At 49.1% G+C, this 15,365-nt stretch carries 27 protein-coding genes; 12 read left to right on the forward strand and 15 right to left on the reverse strand.

All coding sequences use genetic code 11. The features are described 5' to 3' along the window. Positions 1 to 39 precede the first annotated feature (39 nt). The 3 genes from IE151_RS17155 to IE151_RS17165 form a co-directional block, all read right to left on the reverse strand. Positions 40 to 1,329 carry a DNA-methyltransferase gene (locus IE151_RS17155; protein ID WP_210310910.1) on the reverse strand — a complete coding sequence of 430 codons (1,290 nt, stop codon included), beginning with the start codon at positions 1,327 to 1,329 and terminating at the stop codon, positions 40 to 42. Positions 1,330 to 1,418: 89 nt separating this feature from the next. Then, entirely contained in the window at positions 1,419 to 1,649 is a 231-nt protein-coding gene (locus IE151_RS17160) for a hypothetical protein (protein WP_023339390.1), read from the reverse strand. Positions 1,650 to 1,657: 8 nt separating this feature from the next. Beyond that, complete coding sequence (locus tag IE151_RS17165) at positions 1,658 to 1,879, reverse strand: hypothetical protein (protein ID WP_023339391.1); 222 nt, start codon at positions 1,877 to 1,879, stop codon at positions 1,658 to 1,660. Positions 1,880 to 2,049: 170 nt separating this feature from the next. Between IE151_RS17165 and IE151_RS17170 the strand changes: the two genes are divergently transcribed. Continuing rightward, entirely contained in the window at positions 2,050 to 2,358 is a 309-nt protein-coding gene (locus IE151_RS17170; RefSeq protein ID WP_023339392.1) for a type II toxin-antitoxin system RelE/ParE family toxin, read from the forward strand. Beyond that, entirely contained in the window at positions 2,358 to 2,645 is a 288-nt protein-coding gene (locus IE151_RS17175) for a helix-turn-helix domain-containing protein (RefSeq protein WP_117073244.1), read from the forward strand. The genes IE151_RS17170 and IE151_RS17175 overlap by 1 nt, the downstream gene beginning before the upstream one ends. Positions 2,646 to 2,996: 351 nt before the next feature. Here the strand turns inward: IE151_RS17175 and IE151_RS17180 are convergent, their stop codons facing one another. The 9 genes from IE151_RS17180 to IE151_RS17215 all read right to left on the reverse strand — a co-directional run bounded on the left by IE151_RS17180 (position 2,997) and on the right by IE151_RS17215 (position 6,636). After that, positions 2,997 to 3,224: a hypothetical protein gene (locus IE151_RS17180; protein WP_023339395.1), complete on the reverse strand. Its 228-nt coding sequence runs from the start codon at positions 3,222 to 3,224 to the stop codon at positions 2,997 to 2,999. Positions 3,225 to 3,244: 20 nt separating this feature from the next. Continuing rightward, the gene (locus IE151_RS17185; protein ID WP_032408968.1) at positions 3,245 to 3,571 is read right to left on the reverse strand and encodes a hypothetical protein; all 327 of its coding nucleotides are present in this window, start codon (positions 3,569 to 3,571) and stop codon (positions 3,245 to 3,247) included. Then, a complete protein-coding gene (locus IE151_RS17190) occupies positions 3,564 to 3,905 on the reverse strand; it encodes a hypothetical protein (protein ID WP_071067636.1) in 342 nt (113 codons plus the stop codon). The genes IE151_RS17185 and IE151_RS17190 overlap by 8 nt, the downstream gene beginning before the upstream one ends. Then, positions 3,902 to 4,195, reverse strand: a complete 294-nt coding sequence (locus IE151_RS17195) for a hypothetical protein (RefSeq protein ID WP_064148019.1) — start codon at positions 4,193 to 4,195, stop codon at positions 3,902 to 3,904. The genes IE151_RS17190 and IE151_RS17195 overlap by 4 nt, the downstream gene beginning before the upstream one ends. Beyond that, positions 4,196 to 4,528, reverse strand: a complete 333-nt coding sequence (locus IE151_RS17200) for a hypothetical protein (RefSeq protein WP_146972871.1) — start codon at positions 4,526 to 4,528, stop codon at positions 4,196 to 4,198. Further along, entirely contained in the window at positions 4,525 to 4,659 is a 135-nt protein-coding gene (locus IE151_RS17855; RefSeq protein WP_023339399.1) for a hypothetical protein, read from the reverse strand. Before IE151_RS17855 ends, IE151_RS17200 begins: the two co-directional genes overlap by 4 nt. Continuing rightward, the gene (locus IE151_RS17205) at positions 4,656 to 5,336 is read right to left on the reverse strand and encodes a 3'-5' exonuclease family protein (RefSeq protein WP_210310911.1); all 681 of its coding nucleotides are present in this window, start codon (positions 5,334 to 5,336) and stop codon (positions 4,656 to 4,658) included. The genes IE151_RS17855 and IE151_RS17205 overlap by 4 nt, the downstream gene beginning before the upstream one ends. A 339-nt stretch (positions 5,337 to 5,675) precedes the next feature. Then, positions 5,676 to 6,413 carry a bacteriophage antitermination protein Q gene (locus IE151_RS17210; RefSeq protein ID WP_032408971.1) on the reverse strand — a complete coding sequence of 246 codons (738 nt, stop codon included), beginning with the start codon at positions 6,411 to 6,413 and terminating at the stop codon, positions 5,676 to 5,678. Further along, positions 6,403 to 6,636, reverse strand: a complete 234-nt coding sequence (locus tag IE151_RS17215) for a Cro/CI family transcriptional regulator (RefSeq protein WP_210310912.1) — start codon at positions 6,634 to 6,636, stop codon at positions 6,403 to 6,405. The genes IE151_RS17210 and IE151_RS17215 overlap by 11 nt, the downstream gene beginning before the upstream one ends. Positions 6,637 to 6,757: 121 nt before the next feature. Here IE151_RS17215 and IE151_RS17630 point away from each other — a divergent pair, with 121 nt between their 5' ends. The 7 genes from IE151_RS17630 to IE151_RS17250 all read left to right on the forward strand — a co-directional run bounded on the left by IE151_RS17630 (position 6,758) and on the right by IE151_RS17250 (position 11,404). Further along, positions 6,758 to 7,666, forward strand: a complete 909-nt coding sequence (locus tag IE151_RS17630) for a primase/helicase family protein (RefSeq protein ID WP_210310913.1) — start codon at positions 6,758 to 6,760, stop codon at positions 7,664 to 7,666. Continuing rightward, positions 7,602 to 8,189 carry a hypothetical protein gene (locus tag IE151_RS17225; RefSeq protein WP_189492983.1) on the forward strand — a complete coding sequence of 196 codons (588 nt, stop codon included), beginning with the start codon at positions 7,602 to 7,604 and terminating at the stop codon, positions 8,187 to 8,189. The genes IE151_RS17630 and IE151_RS17225 overlap by 65 nt, the downstream gene beginning before the upstream one ends. 229 nt (positions 8,190 to 8,418) lie before the next feature. Beyond that, a complete protein-coding gene (locus IE151_RS17230) occupies positions 8,419 to 8,787 on the forward strand; it encodes a hypothetical protein (protein ID WP_189492985.1) in 369 nt (122 codons plus the stop codon). Next, a complete protein-coding gene (locus IE151_RS17235; protein ID WP_189492987.1) occupies positions 8,784 to 10,178 on the forward strand; it encodes a hypothetical protein in 1,395 nt (464 codons plus the stop codon). The genes IE151_RS17230 and IE151_RS17235 overlap by 4 nt, the downstream gene beginning before the upstream one ends. Further along, positions 10,171 to 10,467 (forward strand): hypothetical protein, encoded by a 297-nt coding sequence (locus tag IE151_RS17240; protein WP_040108071.1) that lies wholly within the window; start codon positions 10,171 to 10,173, stop codon positions 10,465 to 10,467. The genes IE151_RS17235 and IE151_RS17240 overlap by 8 nt, the downstream gene beginning before the upstream one ends. Further along, entirely contained in the window at positions 10,464 to 10,751 is a 288-nt protein-coding gene (locus IE151_RS17245; RefSeq protein WP_189492980.1) for a hypothetical protein, read from the forward strand. The genes IE151_RS17240 and IE151_RS17245 overlap by 4 nt, the downstream gene beginning before the upstream one ends. Before the next feature lie 128 nt (positions 10,752 to 10,879). Continuing rightward, the gene (locus tag IE151_RS17250; RefSeq protein WP_107317992.1) at positions 10,880 to 11,404 is read left to right on the forward strand and encodes a hypothetical protein; all 525 of its coding nucleotides are present in this window, start codon (positions 10,880 to 10,882) and stop codon (positions 11,402 to 11,404) included. 26 nt (positions 11,405 to 11,430) lie between these two features. Here IE151_RS17250 and IE151_RS17255 read toward each other — a convergent pair whose 3' ends face one another. Beyond that, the gene (locus IE151_RS17255) at positions 11,431 to 12,564 is read right to left on the reverse strand and encodes a colicin-like pore-forming protein (RefSeq protein WP_077268490.1); all 1,134 of its coding nucleotides are present in this window, start codon (positions 12,562 to 12,564) and stop codon (positions 11,431 to 11,433) included. A gap of 415 nt (positions 12,565 to 12,979) precedes the next feature. Between IE151_RS17255 and IE151_RS17265 the strand changes: the two genes are divergently transcribed. The 3 genes from IE151_RS17265 (at position 12,980) to IE151_RS17635 (ending at position 14,234) form a co-directional block, all read left to right on the forward strand. Further along, positions 12,980 to 13,210 carry a hypothetical protein gene (locus tag IE151_RS17265; RefSeq protein ID WP_039814615.1) on the forward strand — a complete coding sequence of 77 codons (231 nt, stop codon included), beginning with the start codon at positions 12,980 to 12,982 and terminating at the stop codon, positions 13,208 to 13,210. Then, on the forward strand, positions 13,207 to 13,461 hold the full coding sequence (locus tag IE151_RS17790) for a BRO-N domain-containing protein (RefSeq protein WP_244636864.1): 255 nt from the start codon (positions 13,207 to 13,209) through the stop codon (positions 13,459 to 13,461). The genes IE151_RS17265 and IE151_RS17790 overlap by 4 nt, the downstream gene beginning before the upstream one ends. A gap of 362 nt (positions 13,462 to 13,823) precedes the next feature. Beyond that, a complete protein-coding gene (locus IE151_RS17635; protein WP_210310914.1) occupies positions 13,824 to 14,234 on the forward strand; it encodes a hypothetical protein in 411 nt (136 codons plus the stop codon). A 2-nt stretch (positions 14,235 to 14,236) separates the two neighbouring features. On the opposite strand, the gene IE151_RS17640 is transcribed toward IE151_RS17635, so the two are convergent. After that, on the reverse strand, positions 14,237 to 14,419 hold the full coding sequence (locus IE151_RS17640; protein WP_210310915.1) for a hypothetical protein: 183 nt from the start codon (positions 14,417 to 14,419) through the stop codon (positions 14,237 to 14,239). Between the two features lie 177 nt (positions 14,420 to 14,596). Continuing rightward, on the reverse strand, positions 14,597 to 15,365 hold a 769-nt coding region (locus IE151_RS17645), incomplete at its 5' end, for a hypothetical protein (protein ID WP_210310916.1).

The following is a 15,365-nucleotide window of genomic DNA, read 5'->3' on the forward strand; positions in this document are numbered from 1 at the left end:
CGGGTAATAAAAAGCCCCGCACTTAGGCGAGGCTGTTGATTATTGTTTTTCTATCTCGGAGACCGTCTGTAAAAATCGCTCCTCTTCCAGCTCTACGCCGATGGCTCCGCGTCCTAACTGCAGCGCGGCTTTTATCGTTGCACCCGACCCCATAAAAAAGTCGGCGATCACATCGCCAGGGCGCGTACAAGCCGAAATGATGTCGAGCATCATCTGCAGCGGTTTTTCGCATGGGTGTTTGCCCGGATAGTACGGAACCGGTGGATACGTCCACACGTTGGTGTGTGGAACATCTTTTGTCACATGGAAAGGGCGCCGCAAATTCTCATACTGCTGTCGCAGTTCGGAATACTGCATAACCAGTTCGGAATATAGCGCCGTTAAAGTGCCGTATTCCTCCTGCAGCGCCGCATGCGGCTCTGACAATCCCGTTATTCCCTGCTCTGCGGCCTTACGGTTAAACAGCGCCTGCAGCGCCAGGTACTGCCGTTCATTGGGCAATTGCCATTGGCTGGCGCTAAACCAGTGGCTACACATTTTCGTGCCGGTTGCCGCGTTGATTTCGGCAGCGGAAATACCAAGTCGCTGGCGAGCATCCCGGAAATAAGCGATAAGCGGTTCGAAGACCTGGCCTTTCAACTCCTGGCACTTTGTCGCATACCCAGCCTGGCCTTTAGCAAAGCCTTCCGCGCCGTAATGCTCTGCGAAGAAAATATGCTCACTGGCCGGAAAATAAGATCGGAAACCTTCTTTACGCGCGCCATTCCAGCGCCCGCTGGGTTTGGCCCAAACGATATGGTTCAGCACGTTGAAACGGTCACGTAACAACAGCTCAGTGTCCGATGATAATTTCGGCCCGCAGAACACATATAACGACCCTGCTGGCTTAAGCACTCGCCAGAACTCGGCGAAAAACTCATCCAGCCAGGCCAAATAATCCGTTACGCTGGGCCATTGGTTATCCCAGGCATTTGCCTTTACGCGGTAATACGGTGGGTCGGTGATGATGGCGTCTAAGCTGTTGTCCGGCAGGGTTTTGATGTACTCAAGTGAATCTGCATGCACAAGTTCAGCACTGTTTATTTTCACAGTGTTTTTCATGGTCTTTAGTGGCCTTTTTTGGTAGGCTCTTTTTGCTGTTGCGCAATCAGCAATGGGCCTTGTTTTGACCCTGTCAGGCGGCATGGGTTGAAAGCTACAGCATGGTGACACATGCTGTAGCGCCCATTTCCAAGGCATAAAAAAACCGCCTTGGCGGCGGTTGTGAGGGCGTTGGCTATAAAATTCCCAACATACAAAAACGATACCTAAAAAAGCCTTATTTGCCAACCTTTTTCATTTTCTTTCTATGCGACCGCGGTCGCACAGTTTTTCAAAAGTTATCCTTTTCTTTCTGTGCGACCGTGGTCGCACAGTTTTTAAAAGCTACCATTTTGGTATTCCGGGGTAAGGGAGTACCGCCCAAAAGCGCCCCGCTGCGCCACCCTCATACAAAGCATCTGCTCGATAATAAACTCCACCGCTGGCAGGCTAATGCTGCAGGCGGTGCTTAATTCCTGCAGGGTGATGCGGGGGTGTCCCCGCATTACACTCTCAACGCTCAGGGCCGCTTCGGTCATATTCTCGCGGATCTGTTTCACGTTCATCATTTCCCCCTTTAATCTTCAAACTGGTAATCGACATCGGCCATAAAGCTGTTAAGGTCGGCCAGTTTGGGTTCCATTGTTCCAATCAGTCGGCCCGCCAGTCTGTCTGTAATGTTCTCGCTGTTGAAGCTGTACTCACGCTGGAAACGCTTCACTTTTTGCCAGAGTTCATACAGCTCGTTAGAAATCTCAGCCGCGTCCTGTCTCATTTTTTCGTTGCCTTGATAGTTCACAATATCCTCCAAATTCATCTAGTTACCGGGTTTGTTTCCCGTCTCAACGACACGAACTGTAACTCTGGCAACATGAGACATCTAGTCTTATTTTTCACTTTTAAGTTAAATTTCTCTATTGTGTGAAAATTAATTTATTGGTATATTTAAACGCATAGGGAGGATATACTATGTTTAACGTGATAACCCACCCGGCAGCGCTGGAAGAGTTACAGGAACTACCGGACGAGTTACGAGGTCGCATGACCCGACTGATTGAAAGACTGGAAAGTGAAGGAAAACTAAAAATGCCTCATAGCCGCGTAATTGGCGCCGGGCTTTTTGAGTTAAGGGTTGGAGACAAAAACATAGCAAGAACGTTATACGCTTACGCAGTCGGCCACGAAATCTACCTACTGCATGCGTTTGTTAAGAAGACACAAAAAACCCCGGCAGGGGCCATAGAGATAGCGAGAAAGCGCCTGAAGGAGATGAGCTAATGAAAGTAAAAGGCATCCCATTTAACCAGGTCAAAGAAAGTCTGCTCAACACCCCGGGGGCAATCCGGGGTTACCAGGAAGCAGATAAAGAGCTGGCACTGGTCGAAATGCTGTACGAGATGCGTGAAAAGGCTGGGTTAAGCAAATCTGCCCTGGCGGAGCGGATGGGGATCACGCCATCTGCTATTAGCCGCCTCGAGGGGAACCCGTTGGGGGCCAGCATGAAGACACTGAGCAAATACGCGCAAGCGTGCGGCGCTGAAATTAACATCCAGGCCGTATACTGAACGTAAAAAGGTGAGGGAGACCTCACCTTTTTCAATTCGGCTGGCTAGTGGCTTCTTCCTTCAACCTTGTTGAGATCCCGGCACCGCTGCAACATCCGACGTGACATACAAATGAGGCGCATTGTTTGAGCCACATGCAAACTGGCCTCCGGGGATGCCATCGCCACCGATACCATATCTAATACGGCATCGATATCACTCAGCTCAGCGTCCAGCCTTTCACAATTTGAGAGGACCGTATCTTCCATCACATAGCCTACCCGTTATTCGTCTTACAAAATATTAATATACTGTATAAAAACACAGGCGTTTTGGCAAATGCTAAAACGTCATTTCCTGTCAAGGTGCTCATCAAATTTGCAGATTTGTCCGATACTTATGCGCGCGGCCTATGCCTCTTTCCCTTTTTTCAAGCGTCCCGTTCCTTACTGCAACGTCCAACATTTGCCGAATAGTCCGGGCATTCAAGCCCACGTCAAAGACCAGCATCGATGCAAAGACAAAGCCGTCGCCACCGCTGGCCAGGCTACTTTGCGTTCGTTGCCGGAGTTTCTCCAAAAGCAATGCCGATTTATCCATTTTTAAGCCTCCGTGACCAGTCACGCCTTAATGGCCAGCTTTAGTCTGACAGTCGTCAGTAAGCATGAATTTTCGCCGTCGAAGATGCATTCAGACACCGGCAGCGCCTGGCCACATCGCTGGCATGTGTTCGCCAGGCTCTTCTGAAGCTCTTTGTAGTTCTTTCGGATCAACAGGCCGATTACTTCATTTTCTGAATACGGCGTTCTACCTGGGCGACGCTGGATGCAAATCTCGCCCAGCATGCGCAGTTCCTCCGGCTCAAGTACCCAATCGCGTCTGGTTGTGCCGGACTGCTTTAAACGTTCACGGCGCTGCCGTTGCCGTTCTGCAGGGGTTTTAGCCACGGCGATCCTCCGACTCAGTATCCAGCGGATCGGTTTCGCGCAGACAATCCGCTGCCGATATCAGACCTTCCTTTTGGAGATAGGCGGTGAAATTTGCCGCCTGCTGGCTTTCCGGGTTGTACTTTCTCACCGTTCTGCAGAGCATCTTCACCATCATGACCAGGTCACGCAGCTGCCGGTGCTCTTCGCCGGTGACCTCTGCCACCGGCTCACTGTCCAACGCGGCCAGCGCAATTTGTGCTAGTTCGATCCGCTCATCCCATGAAACTTTGCAGATAGTGTTGTTATCAGCGAGTTGTTCTAAGCGCTCTCTGGTTATGGTTGATTTAGTCATGGTTGGCTCCAGTTATCTTCAATCGCCACGCCCAAGCGGTGCAGCCAGTCGGCAAGTTTGAGCATCGACTCGCGGTCGCTAAGCCCACTCGGAAAGTCTTTCAGTTCGATAGTCGGGGTAAATCGCCCAAAACTATCACGCTCTACCATCAGGAATTGCTCCAGAACAGTCTGCTGGGAGCGGCTGCTATGCCGCACCAGGTAAACGGATTTGGAGTCTTTGGTTTTATAGTCGTGGCGATACTCAGTCAGTATCATCTGGCTTCTGCTGCGGTCGGTTCCTCGCCACATCTACTCATCTCCCTCACACCGGAATCCAGCCAGACGAACCTGCCTCTTAGCGAACGTAATAGCTTCTTCATACGCCTTTTCTGGCTCAGTCCAGTAGCCGTTTGTTTTTGGCAACTGCACCGGCTTGGCTAACTTTGATTCCAGCTGGTGTTTTATGTCCTGCAGCTGCTCGATGTGATCGGCCTGGGCGGTGTTTGCGCGCAGCGCCGTCTCCAGCGAATCAGCCAGGACATCCAAATCATCGAGTGCCACGAACAGGACATCGTAGCCAAGCTCTCTTGCTGAGGACGTGCGGCGCTTAATGCTGTTAATCAGCCGGGCGATATCTGTCATGCAAGCCACCACTCAAGCAAGTTAAGAAGACCGTACCCAAAGCCAAACAGCGCCACTGATAAAACCAAGTCTGCGACAACGTTCAGCACCTGTAGCGTTTTCAGGCTGTAGTTGAATAGTTCAGAGTTCATGCGACCTCCGGCTGGCAAACCTGTTTCAGCACGCCGAGGATCATCAGGCAATCGGCAAGCGCGCGATGGGCGCCAGCGGTTGAAATGCCGTGGCGCGCAGCTGCTGTAGCCAGGCTCTGCCTTTTGAAGTTTTTGCGCTTCTCGTCGAACTCCCCATACCACTGGTCATAAACCGCTTTGGCGTCAATGTGGCGCGTCTCAATGGCCATGATGATGGAGGTGATGAGGTGAGGCTTTAGGTCATCAAAAAATCCGGTCTGCAGACAGGTCTGCACCATCAGGCGGGCATCAAAACTGGAGTTCCATGCCAGCCATTTATGCTTACGAATAATTTTCAGCGCAGCCGGGAAAACATCGCACCATGCTGGCGCATCAGCGACCATTTCGTTGGTGATGTTATTAATTTTGGTAACTTCTGGCGGAATAGGGCGGCTCGGCTTCACCAGGGTGTTTAACAGAATCTCACCACGCATATTAATTATCGTGATCTCGATAATTTCATCAGAAGCCATAAGCCCGGTGGTCTCAGTATCGATGATGACATGATCGCTGTTCAGCCAATTTGCCATAATCATTTTAAAAATTGATTGATGGTAGGTAAGCATTTTATTCCCATATTTTTTGTTGAAAAGTTCTGGATGGCGTTGGGACTTTTCTGGACTCAGGGAGATAAACAAAAACGTAATACGTCCCGTCTAAATCATCCGAGCGCGTGATTAAAGTCTCTCGACCTTTATTTCGATAAACGTTAGAAATTCGCACCGCATCATCGTATGACATGGGGCCTTGTTTAAATGGAGTTCTCATCATTACCCTATGCGACCGCGGTCGCACCCTCTTTTATTTCCAGATAACGTTTCAGCCACATATCTTCGATGTGTTTATTACCAGGCTGATTTGACAGGTACCATTCAGTGATAACCGATTGCCGGTTCGTATCAGGATGAGTCCGGTAATCGCAGGTTGGGCACCAGATAATGTACTCTTTACGGTTTGCGGCATACCTCAGTTCGGGTTTACCGGGCTTCCTGTGCATAATCTGCTGGCACAGGCACGTTGGCACTTCCTGTACAATGGCGGTTGATGATTTCACTGCGCTTCTCCGCTGCGTTAAATAACGCGATGCTATTCAGATGCAGGCATCGTGATTTCATTAATAGCCAGCGTTTTTTATAATCCTTACGCCAGCTATCGACGGTGATATTAAGCAAAAGACTTATATGCTCATCCTCACGCAGTGGGTCCACATCCTCTCCGCGTAATATTGAAGCCTTAACCTGCTGGATGGCGTAATAAGTTAAATTGCGCATCTTTTTCTTTGTCGCCTCTTTCATTTTTTTGAAATCAGGCTTTGAATGAGCGACAAGAAAATCCAGCCATAGCCACTGGCATATAACTTCATCATTTTCAAAATTGGGCTTACAGCCATAGCAATAATGCAGCCAGGCAATTTCCTCACGATTTAACTGCTCAATAGCTCTTCGCCAACTAGCCGTCTGAAAATCAAGTTCAGTCAGCAGCATTGAGGATTGCTTAAACGTTTTCCCAACATGGTAACGAACCTGCTCAGCCGCGACCGAGATCTCGTATTTATTATTCTCGCCCATTTGAATGACCCGGGTTGGCTTATCAGTAAACCTGCCGGAGTTGGCAAGACGTAACTGCTCAAGCTGAACTTCTAAAATTCCGCGCTGGAGGTAATGCAGATCTGAAAGGGCCGTGGCCACACAAGCGCGGATTCGTTCAAGTTCCATCACTACCGTCCTTGCTAACCCGCTTAACGGTGAAGTCGCTCTTCAGTTTGTATGCCGTGCGGACCTCAATATCGCTCTGGCGTAACGGTGGAATCTCCCCAGCCGCAAGCCATTGATAGACCGCGCCAGGTGTTACACCTACGCCTGCAGCTGCTTTTTCGACGTCGCCAAAGTGGCGGATAAGTTCTTCTGGCTTCATAAAATTATTATATGCCATAACCATATTTGTTAGCCAACGGGAAACCGTTTATGCGCTCACTGTCGGGAACCAGGTTCAGCACAGCTATCAGCCGGGTGACGTCGTCCTGGTTGACTCAGCTCTCACGCCAGTTCCGGGTGAGGATGTGTTAGTTTGTGATAAAGACGGGAAAATCTCGATACAGCGGTTAGCGCGCTTCGACGATGAGCGCTACTACTTAGATGGCGTTGCGGCTCGCTTCGGTAGCGATCCGTATTCATTGCTTGAAGCAGCGCGGGATGAGCTGTCAGAGCTGGCCACAATGGCTGGCATTAACTGGGCAGCATGCGCTGATAACATTCAGTTGAACCCGCGCGGCGGGGAAGAACGTTATTCAAAATATAACGGTGGCGCCCCCGAAGCTCTGGAAAAGAGCCTCAAAGGGCGTGTGGAAATCTACTCCCGCAAGGAACAACACAAAAGCGGCATCAGCTACCCATTCGTCAACTTTGTCCAGAAAGGGCATGACGAAGGTTCCTGGAGCGGCTTCTCCTTCCTGTTCGCCGAATACCGCCGTGAACAACAAAGAAATCATGCGACCGTGGTCGCACAACCTGCTGAAGAACTGGAGCGTATTGAACGCCAGGCAGAAGCCCGCAAGCGCCGCGCCGAACAGCAACGGATAAATGAACTTAAAAACAATCAGTTAGAGCAAGAACGGTTGCTCGGATGGTTGGCGTTCCACAGTGCATGGGAACATGCGCCAGCTGAGGACGGGTCGTGGCCTTACGCAGTGAAAAAACGCAAAGACGGACAAATTGTCGGCTGGCAGCGTATCGACCAGCGCGGCGGTAAATTCCAGACCAGCGCGATCACCAGCGGTGATTTCGTCGGGGCGTGCTTTGTTATCGGCAACCTGAACGGTGCGCAAAATATTGCAGTGGTGGAAGGTTTCGCCACCGGCGCGTCCGTATGGCTGGCTACCCGTAAGGACCCGAAAAAAAGCTTTGATGCTGTCGTGGTCGCTGTGGCCGCACGGCTTACGTACTGGCTTCGACATTCTCGCAAAATTTAGCGGCATCAAATGCGTTTATCCCACCTTTGAAGACGATCCCCAGCTGGAGTGCAGCGACTTCAACGACCTGCACAGATTACGTGGACTCCGCGAGACCTGTCGCCAGCTATTCGCCAAAGGGAACCGCCTGAGTAACAGCACTGATTTGCTGTCTCTGACGCTAAACAAGCTGAAAACGGCTAAACGTGACAACCGCAGGACGTTTGCTAAAGAACTGCTGAACGCGGTAGATATTGGCATGCTGACCTGCCCGGTACCGAATAGCCCGGCGGATCTGTTTAACATGTTCTGCATCGTGCTGCGTGATATGGGACTGGAAAGCGTCTATCGCGCCACGGTTAAAGACCACATCGCACGCCGCCTGAACCGCAAATGCCGTACTGCCCAGGCACCCCGTTCCTTTAGCGAGCGGATCACCGACCCGAACAAGCGTCCCCAGCACATCACGTATAAACGCTTTGAAACATCCGTGATGACGGATGAAATTCTGCAATACGTGCAGGCTGCGCCCATTGATGCATAACGCTGATCGCGGCGTTTCCGTTGCGCACCGCGTAAGCCTCATCGGTGGCCTGTGGGAAATGATGACAGAGCAGAAAGGGACCAAGGCCGATATTTCGGCTTTGATGAGGCAACGCAGGGACTTCGCGCCATCCTTTCTGGCCGCGCAATGGAGAACCCGGTCGCCGTTTTCAATACGCTGATCGACGCGCTGGCCAGAACTGAATTGCACCCCATCATGGTAGACGCAGATGCTGATTAAAGCGGTGGAACTCGGTGAAAAAATCATGCTGGCGACCGATAGCTCAACTTTCGCAGAAGACGTTACCGCCACGCTGCGCCAGCGCTACCCGGAGAAAAAATTCCTCTGCGTAAACCAGAAGAGCAAGCCGGAACCCGAGGTTGAAGAATTCACCAATAAACCGAAGAAGATGGTGAAGAAGTACGACGGCCTGATTTATAGCCCGTCGATATCCTCCGGCGTCTCCATCGAGCAAAAGCATTTCGCACAGCCAAAGAGTTCATCATTGGCTTTGACAAGGTTCGCGCACGACGCGAAACCGATCCGCAAAAAATTGAGCGTGCGTTTGTCCAGGCATTGCTGGCCACTGCCGGCATGAACGGCGAACTAACCGACGTTGTTTTCGACGGCGACCGCATTTCTATGGGTGTGGCCAACACCGATTTTACCCGGATGAAAATCAAGGCAGCAGCGATTGAGGCCTCCGCGCGTAATGACTACGCCAGCAATATGATCTGCATAATGCACAGCGACGGCTACAAGGTTGCCCCCCTGGCATCCGACGAGCTGGCGAACTGCGTCGGCAAGGAGCTGCGCAAGGAAGCCCGCGAAATTGTCTGGGAACAAACGCTGGATCTCCACCTGAATATCGAAACGCCGAACGAATCTGAACGGGAAGCCATTCTGAAGAAACGCGCCCTGACCCTGGAAGAGCAGGCGAAGCTGGTCCGCTGGGACATCGAGCATGAGCTGAAACTGCCGGTCAACGAGGACAACCTGAAATTCTACTTCGACGGCGCCCGCGATAAGGTTCGCCGTTATGAAACCATGCTGCTCGATGAGATCACCGCGCGGCGTTTCGACCGCGAGGAATCCGCGATCAACTTCACCTACGCTTTCAGGCAGGCGGGCCAATGGCAATACTTTACCGCCACCGCGATGACCCGCGAGCAGGCTGATGAAGCATTCCAGGCGAAACACCCTGGCATCACCGAGTACAAAGTCAAATCGACACCCGCGGTCGAGGTCGGTATGCGCGGCTTCTACGGCCTCAAATCTACGGTGCTACGCCAGTACTTCATTGACTGCGGCATCGACCCGGAAACCATGACCGGAGAAGCCACCCAGGCGCGCCTGGCATACGCCAGGGATAAACTCATGACCGCCGAACGGCGAGACCTGTTAAACAACGTCCTGCGCATTGGTGGCTTTATGACGCCCAAAGGAAAGCCGAAGGTCCCCGAGGCACTGTTTAAAACCATCTGCGAGTCGCTCGGCCTGAAAACCGACAAGCGCCGCGCCAGGGACGGAGACAAGCGCCCGACCATACGGTTTGTGGATCAGCAGTCGGCGGCGTTCATGATGGAAATTCTGGAGAACCGTAAAGACGACGGCCTGTCTCTGCAGTTGCGTAAAGCCGAGAAAGCCACCACCGAAGTGGATCACGGTTTAGATCTCAATATATATATGGATCATAAAACGCGATCCACAAACGGGCAGGATTTGGACGCCCCTCATTCAGTAATAACTGAGGCGCTGGCCGAACTGCCGGTGCCGGTGCCGGAGGCCTGGGCGATGACCGCGCTGTCTGATGATGAGCTGGCCACAATGACCTCCTGGTCGCCAGCCAGCATAGCGATGACCTTCGCGTCCCTGTACCTCACAGAGTTCATGGACCGCCTCTCCAGCAACGAACTGCGCCGGCTGCGTGAATACATCACCGGCACGGTTACGGGCGGCTACGACGCGCAGGAGGCGTTCTATGGCTAAAGATATCGATGCACTTCTGGAACAGCAGGCGGATCAGATGACCTCCGTTTTAAAAAGCCATGCGGCGCATATTGAAAGCATGCTGGCGCAGCATCGCTTTCAGGTCGCGCAGCTGGCATTGCACAACAGCCCGGAACCGTTCGTTCATGAGGTATTCAACCATCTGCGTGATCGCCTGGTACAAGTCACCATCAATGAAGCTGGCCTTGCTGATGCTGAGGATGCGCGTTACCTGCTGCGAATACTTGATCGCATGGAATTGTCAGCATTAGAGGGGAAACCATTATGATTTACCGCAAGGGATGGGTGCCGGTTTTGTTTCGGCATGAGCTTGAGCGTAAGTTAAAAGAGCAGGGTTTCGAAAACTGGAAAGAGATATGTAATTTTCTTTGCGGTGAAGGGGATGACTACGCCGAATCAGCCAAAATGCCAGAGCAATATGATAACCGCCTATGGTTCGTGCCGCTGTATTCGTTGACCATCCCGTTCCAGTGGCTTATCCGTGGCCGTGTCGGGTTTGCAACTACGTCAAAAACAGCTGCATTATTCAGCCGGATAACCGGGTTGAAGTAGAGTAATCGATGTCCGGCTCGGAGCGATTACACTCGGGCCGGTTAGCTTGTCGGTATTGAGAACCTTTATCATTTTCTATTTGTCGGTTATGATTACGTATCATTAACATGATAATGGTGGGATATAATATGGAAGGGAAGGGGCTGTTCAAATATTCATTAATTTCATTGCTATTAGGGATAACCCCAATAATAATAATATTTTTTATTCATTTCAGCAATGAAAGCTCACACATCATTTCATACCTTTTTGATATTGCAAATGGATATCAAAGGGATTTTTCAGAACAATATTTAGCCGTGAGCACTATAGCTTCTGCATATACTAAAACCGCACCAATTTTCGTCATATTAATGTATATAATTTGCTGGAACAAGTTTGATATAAAAACCATCAAACTCGATTTGAAGCGATGGCTTAAACTTCTGCCTGGTGTACTCCTTTTAACGGCAGGAGCATACTATTTAACATATATAGGTGTGGAAAATATGTCTGATAGTATGTATCGCATTAAAAGAATTATTGCTGGCAATGAGTACTTTCTATTAATTTACTACATTCTTTTATTTCTGACTAATTATTTTTTTATTTGGTTGCTTTTGATTTATTTATATCTTTTAAAAGGTCTGCCTTTTTTTCAAAAGCGGAGATAACCTCCGCTTTATACTAAACATAAGTATTATTTAAATAAGCCAAGCACTGCATTATTCAGTGCTTTGGCCTTATCAGCATCGATATAAGATGTGAGAATAGAGATGCCAATGACGGACACAACAGTAAGCGCAGAGACAGCTACAGCTGGAAGTGACAAAGCGACTGCGACTGTGCTAATCATGGCAGTAGTAATCCCTAACGCTACGGCGCCAGCAACACCACTGAGGTACATAGCTTCAACCTCAAACGCCAGCTTTTGCCAGTCCCCTGTGGTAACACCAGTAACAACACCGTCTCTGATTTTCTCGGCTTTAAGAAGTCGATCACCCCAAGTAAAGGCTTTCTCTAACCCTTTGAATCGGTCAGCTAGTGCTGACAAATCCATTTGTTTGAGGGCATTAGAAACGACTGTTTTATCCGCCTGACTTAACTTCATCTTTGGATTGTTAGCTAGTTCATTAATAGATGCCATAGCATCATTAAAACTGCGGAGTTTCTTACCCTGGAAGTTTTTTATATTGTCAGCAGCTTCTTTCGCCAGAGTGTTGTATTTATCGCCTAATTTCCCGCTAAGAGTTTTACCAGAGTCAGTAATAATTCCCGATGTAGTATCGATTACAGATGCCTGACTTTCGTTGAGAAGGTAAAGTTTAACAACGGCAACAGCCTGATCCTTCATGCTGTCCTCAGGTTTACTTGCGCCGCCATCGATATAACCTGTAGTAAAAGAGCCTTTTTTACGGTTATACAGGACATTGTATTTTTCTTTCCCGAAGCTAACGGAATAAGTATCTACATCACCTGAGCTAGAAGCTTTCCCAATTACAGGGCTACCTAAAGAACCTGTACCGCTTGTTTTCCAGTTCTGAATATTAGCCTTGAACTTTCCTGGTTTATCTCTGTTAGCTCTGATAATTGATTCAGCATCTTTATCACTGCCCCAAGGTGCTCCAATATAATCTGGGTTAAGCGGATTGCAAAGATAAAGCTGAATTAAAACACGGTCATTCAACTTCAACATACTAGTTGCGCCTTCATAGCTAGTACCACCGTATTTACCAGAATAGCCAGCACCACCGTTGTTACCATTGCCACCACCCCAGCTAACATTACAGCTGTTATTACCACCACCTACGACAGTCAATGTTTCTTCAGGCATGTTAATCTCCTTGTGAGTTTTGAATTAGCTGTATAAACGTACAGCCTCTCAAAGGTAGTCCTAACCCTCCGGCAAGTCAAGTTAACTATAATCCTAAATTATGTTAAAATATAATTACATAAAAATGGGTCATCCCCGTGTTTTGCCACCCCTTCATAAAACCGACTGATCAGGTTGTGATCAGTTGGTCAAGTTAGCTGTAAAAACCCCTGTCGCCATATGCCTGCGCATACCCGAATTATGGTGGCTCAGGCGGGGCAGCCTTTTGGCTGGCCGGTTTCGTTTGGGCCGGTATTGCATAACCAAACTGGAGTGCGCACCATGTTCAAATTCAAGTTCGCGGCGATCTGCCGTACCGATAAAAAATCCCATATTCATCATCTGTCCACCATCGCCGGGTTAGCGGGGTGGCCGCATGAATCAGGTGCAGCTAAACACCCAGGGCCTGCTTGAGTCGATTGAGGAGCGCCTGGCGCAGATAGAAGCGCTGGTTTCCTCGGCCCACCGTACGATCTCCAGCTATGAAGCTTCACTGTATATGCAGGAGGCGGCGGAATTACTCCAGGTTGCCCGTGAGCTGGTGCAAGACGCCCGTAACTGCTCCTCCTCTCTGTCCGCGGAGCTGACTGCGAGGGAGGCCAAATGAACGCACTCTCTGTTTTCTCGTTTCAGGAAAACCACCCCGTGCGGGTGGTTCTGGTTAATGGCGAACCGTGGTTTGTAGCGGTTGATGTTTGTAAGGCATTAGGATTAACGAACCCGACGAAGTCAGTATCTGCACTCGATGAAGACGAAAAGCAGCTTTTTAGCGGTGACTCTAACTTTAAGTTAGGGTCAGCAGGAAAAGGGGCGCAGTCATTGATAATTTTGAATGAGTCCGGCCTATACACTCTGTGAATACAGCTACGTCGAAACCACCCCAAAAAGCGCCGGCGAACCATTGGACTGGCGGCAAAAGGAAGAATTACGCGGCCTGATAAACGATATAGCCCAAAGTTTTCAGTATCGAAACGCGTGGATCAGTGGTGTTTGGCTGGCGCTGCGACGTGCCTGCAGGAATCCATCACCTAACCCAATTACGGTCGACGATCTGCCGGCTATCATTGCCGAATTACGCCGAATATTAACGGCGGCAGAAACTGCCCTAGGTAATATGCGAGTTCAGTAAACTGGAGGCCTTATCCACAAAATCAGAGGCTCCTGCCGTCTCTTCCTGATTTTGTAGGGCTGGATACTGGAAAGGCCACAGGCGATAACCTGTGGCCTTTTTGTCACTTGAAGTAGGCACTCCAGGCAGATTGCATTGCCTCTACCCGATTACCGGCGGCACCAGACCAGGCGTAATGACGGCCATCGAATTCAAACTCCACCATGTAGGTACCATCGCCATTATCCCTCGGCGCTTTAAAGTTTGGCTTGGCAGGATGTTTCTCTTCCTGCTCAGCCTCCTCGGCCTCTTCAGCGTCGTCCACTTCCTCCAGTTCCTCTCCTTCGCTTTCGTCTACTTCGATCTCATCGTCATCCAGCGTTTCATCTTCCTGGTCTCCGTCATCGAGATCGGCGTCGTCGATGGGCTCAAGAATTTCTTCATCAGGCAGGACTATTGCAGGCGCCTCGTCCTTCAGTTGCCACTGCCCATTTTCACCGGCGAGGAATCAGCCTGGTACTGAAGTTAAATGGTCGCAGGGTACTGTTTGTGATCTTTATCAATACGAACCCCGGCGTCGCCTTTGGCGAAATCTGGCATCATGCTATCCAGCTTTTGAAGTGCTGCCAGACGGGTATTTTCCTCGCCGACATCTGGTCGCCATGTTCTGGAGAAATTAGCCAATTTATTAAGAATTTTTTTACCCAAGGGTTAAAGGCCGTTGATAAAATAGCAGTGACTCGGCCATTTCCAGGGCGAGTATCGTTTTCGCCATATCCTTTTAAGAGCTCTTCAAAATCAAGTGCAGCAGGACATGAACGAAGTTCATATATCAACTTAACAAACAATTTTGCATCGCAAAGGGTATATATTTCTCTTGATAAATTAGTTTACTGTATATTTACCTGCGACGGAAAATTCACCCTGGAGCATGATTTCAATCATTCGGCGACCAGATAGCGCGGCAAGAGCGAATGCCAGTGGGGCCATACCACGACGAGTTGTTAAGTCGAATGAGGATATAGGTGAATTAATGATATTGTAAATTGCTTGCATGTAACGTGGGTAATCAATAACTACAACGTTACGTTTTTTATTGCTAAGGACGTCAGACCAACGTTGCTGGATAGACGTTCGCTCGGCAGAACTAAGCTGTAGATGATAGAGAACTTCATGGTTCACTTTTAAATTGTTTAGTTCCCCAAGAAGTGAAGAGCCTTGCTGGAATAATTTATAAAGGTGATCTCTATTATCTTTCCAATCTTCACTATTTAAATCACTAATTGCAAATTTCCATTCAGGATATTTGTTTGCTAATTTATTTAACTTTGCCTCACTATTCCTTGCACCTATTTTTATATTTGATAATTCTTCGGCTAAGTGCATTATTGATTTTAGTTTAGTCTGCAAATTAGACATATTTTGACGAATCGATGCCGCAGGCATAGAAAGCCACGAAGATAGTTCTTCACTATATAATGGGTATTTCTCTGATAACCTAACTATGTTTTTTTCAAAATTATGATGTAATTTATCATCAAATCTTTTTCGTGCCCTAGTCATATAGGCATTAAAAGTATTAGGCGATATCCTTTTTTTTAATCCCTCACCTCGAAACTTTCTTTTGTCGTTAAATAATGCATTTTTATATTTT

Source organism: Limoniibacter endophyticus (assembly GCF_014652835.1).
Taxonomy (GTDB): Bacteria; Pseudomonadota; Alphaproteobacteria; order Rhizobiales; family Rhizobiaceae; genus Limoniibacter; species Limoniibacter endophyticus.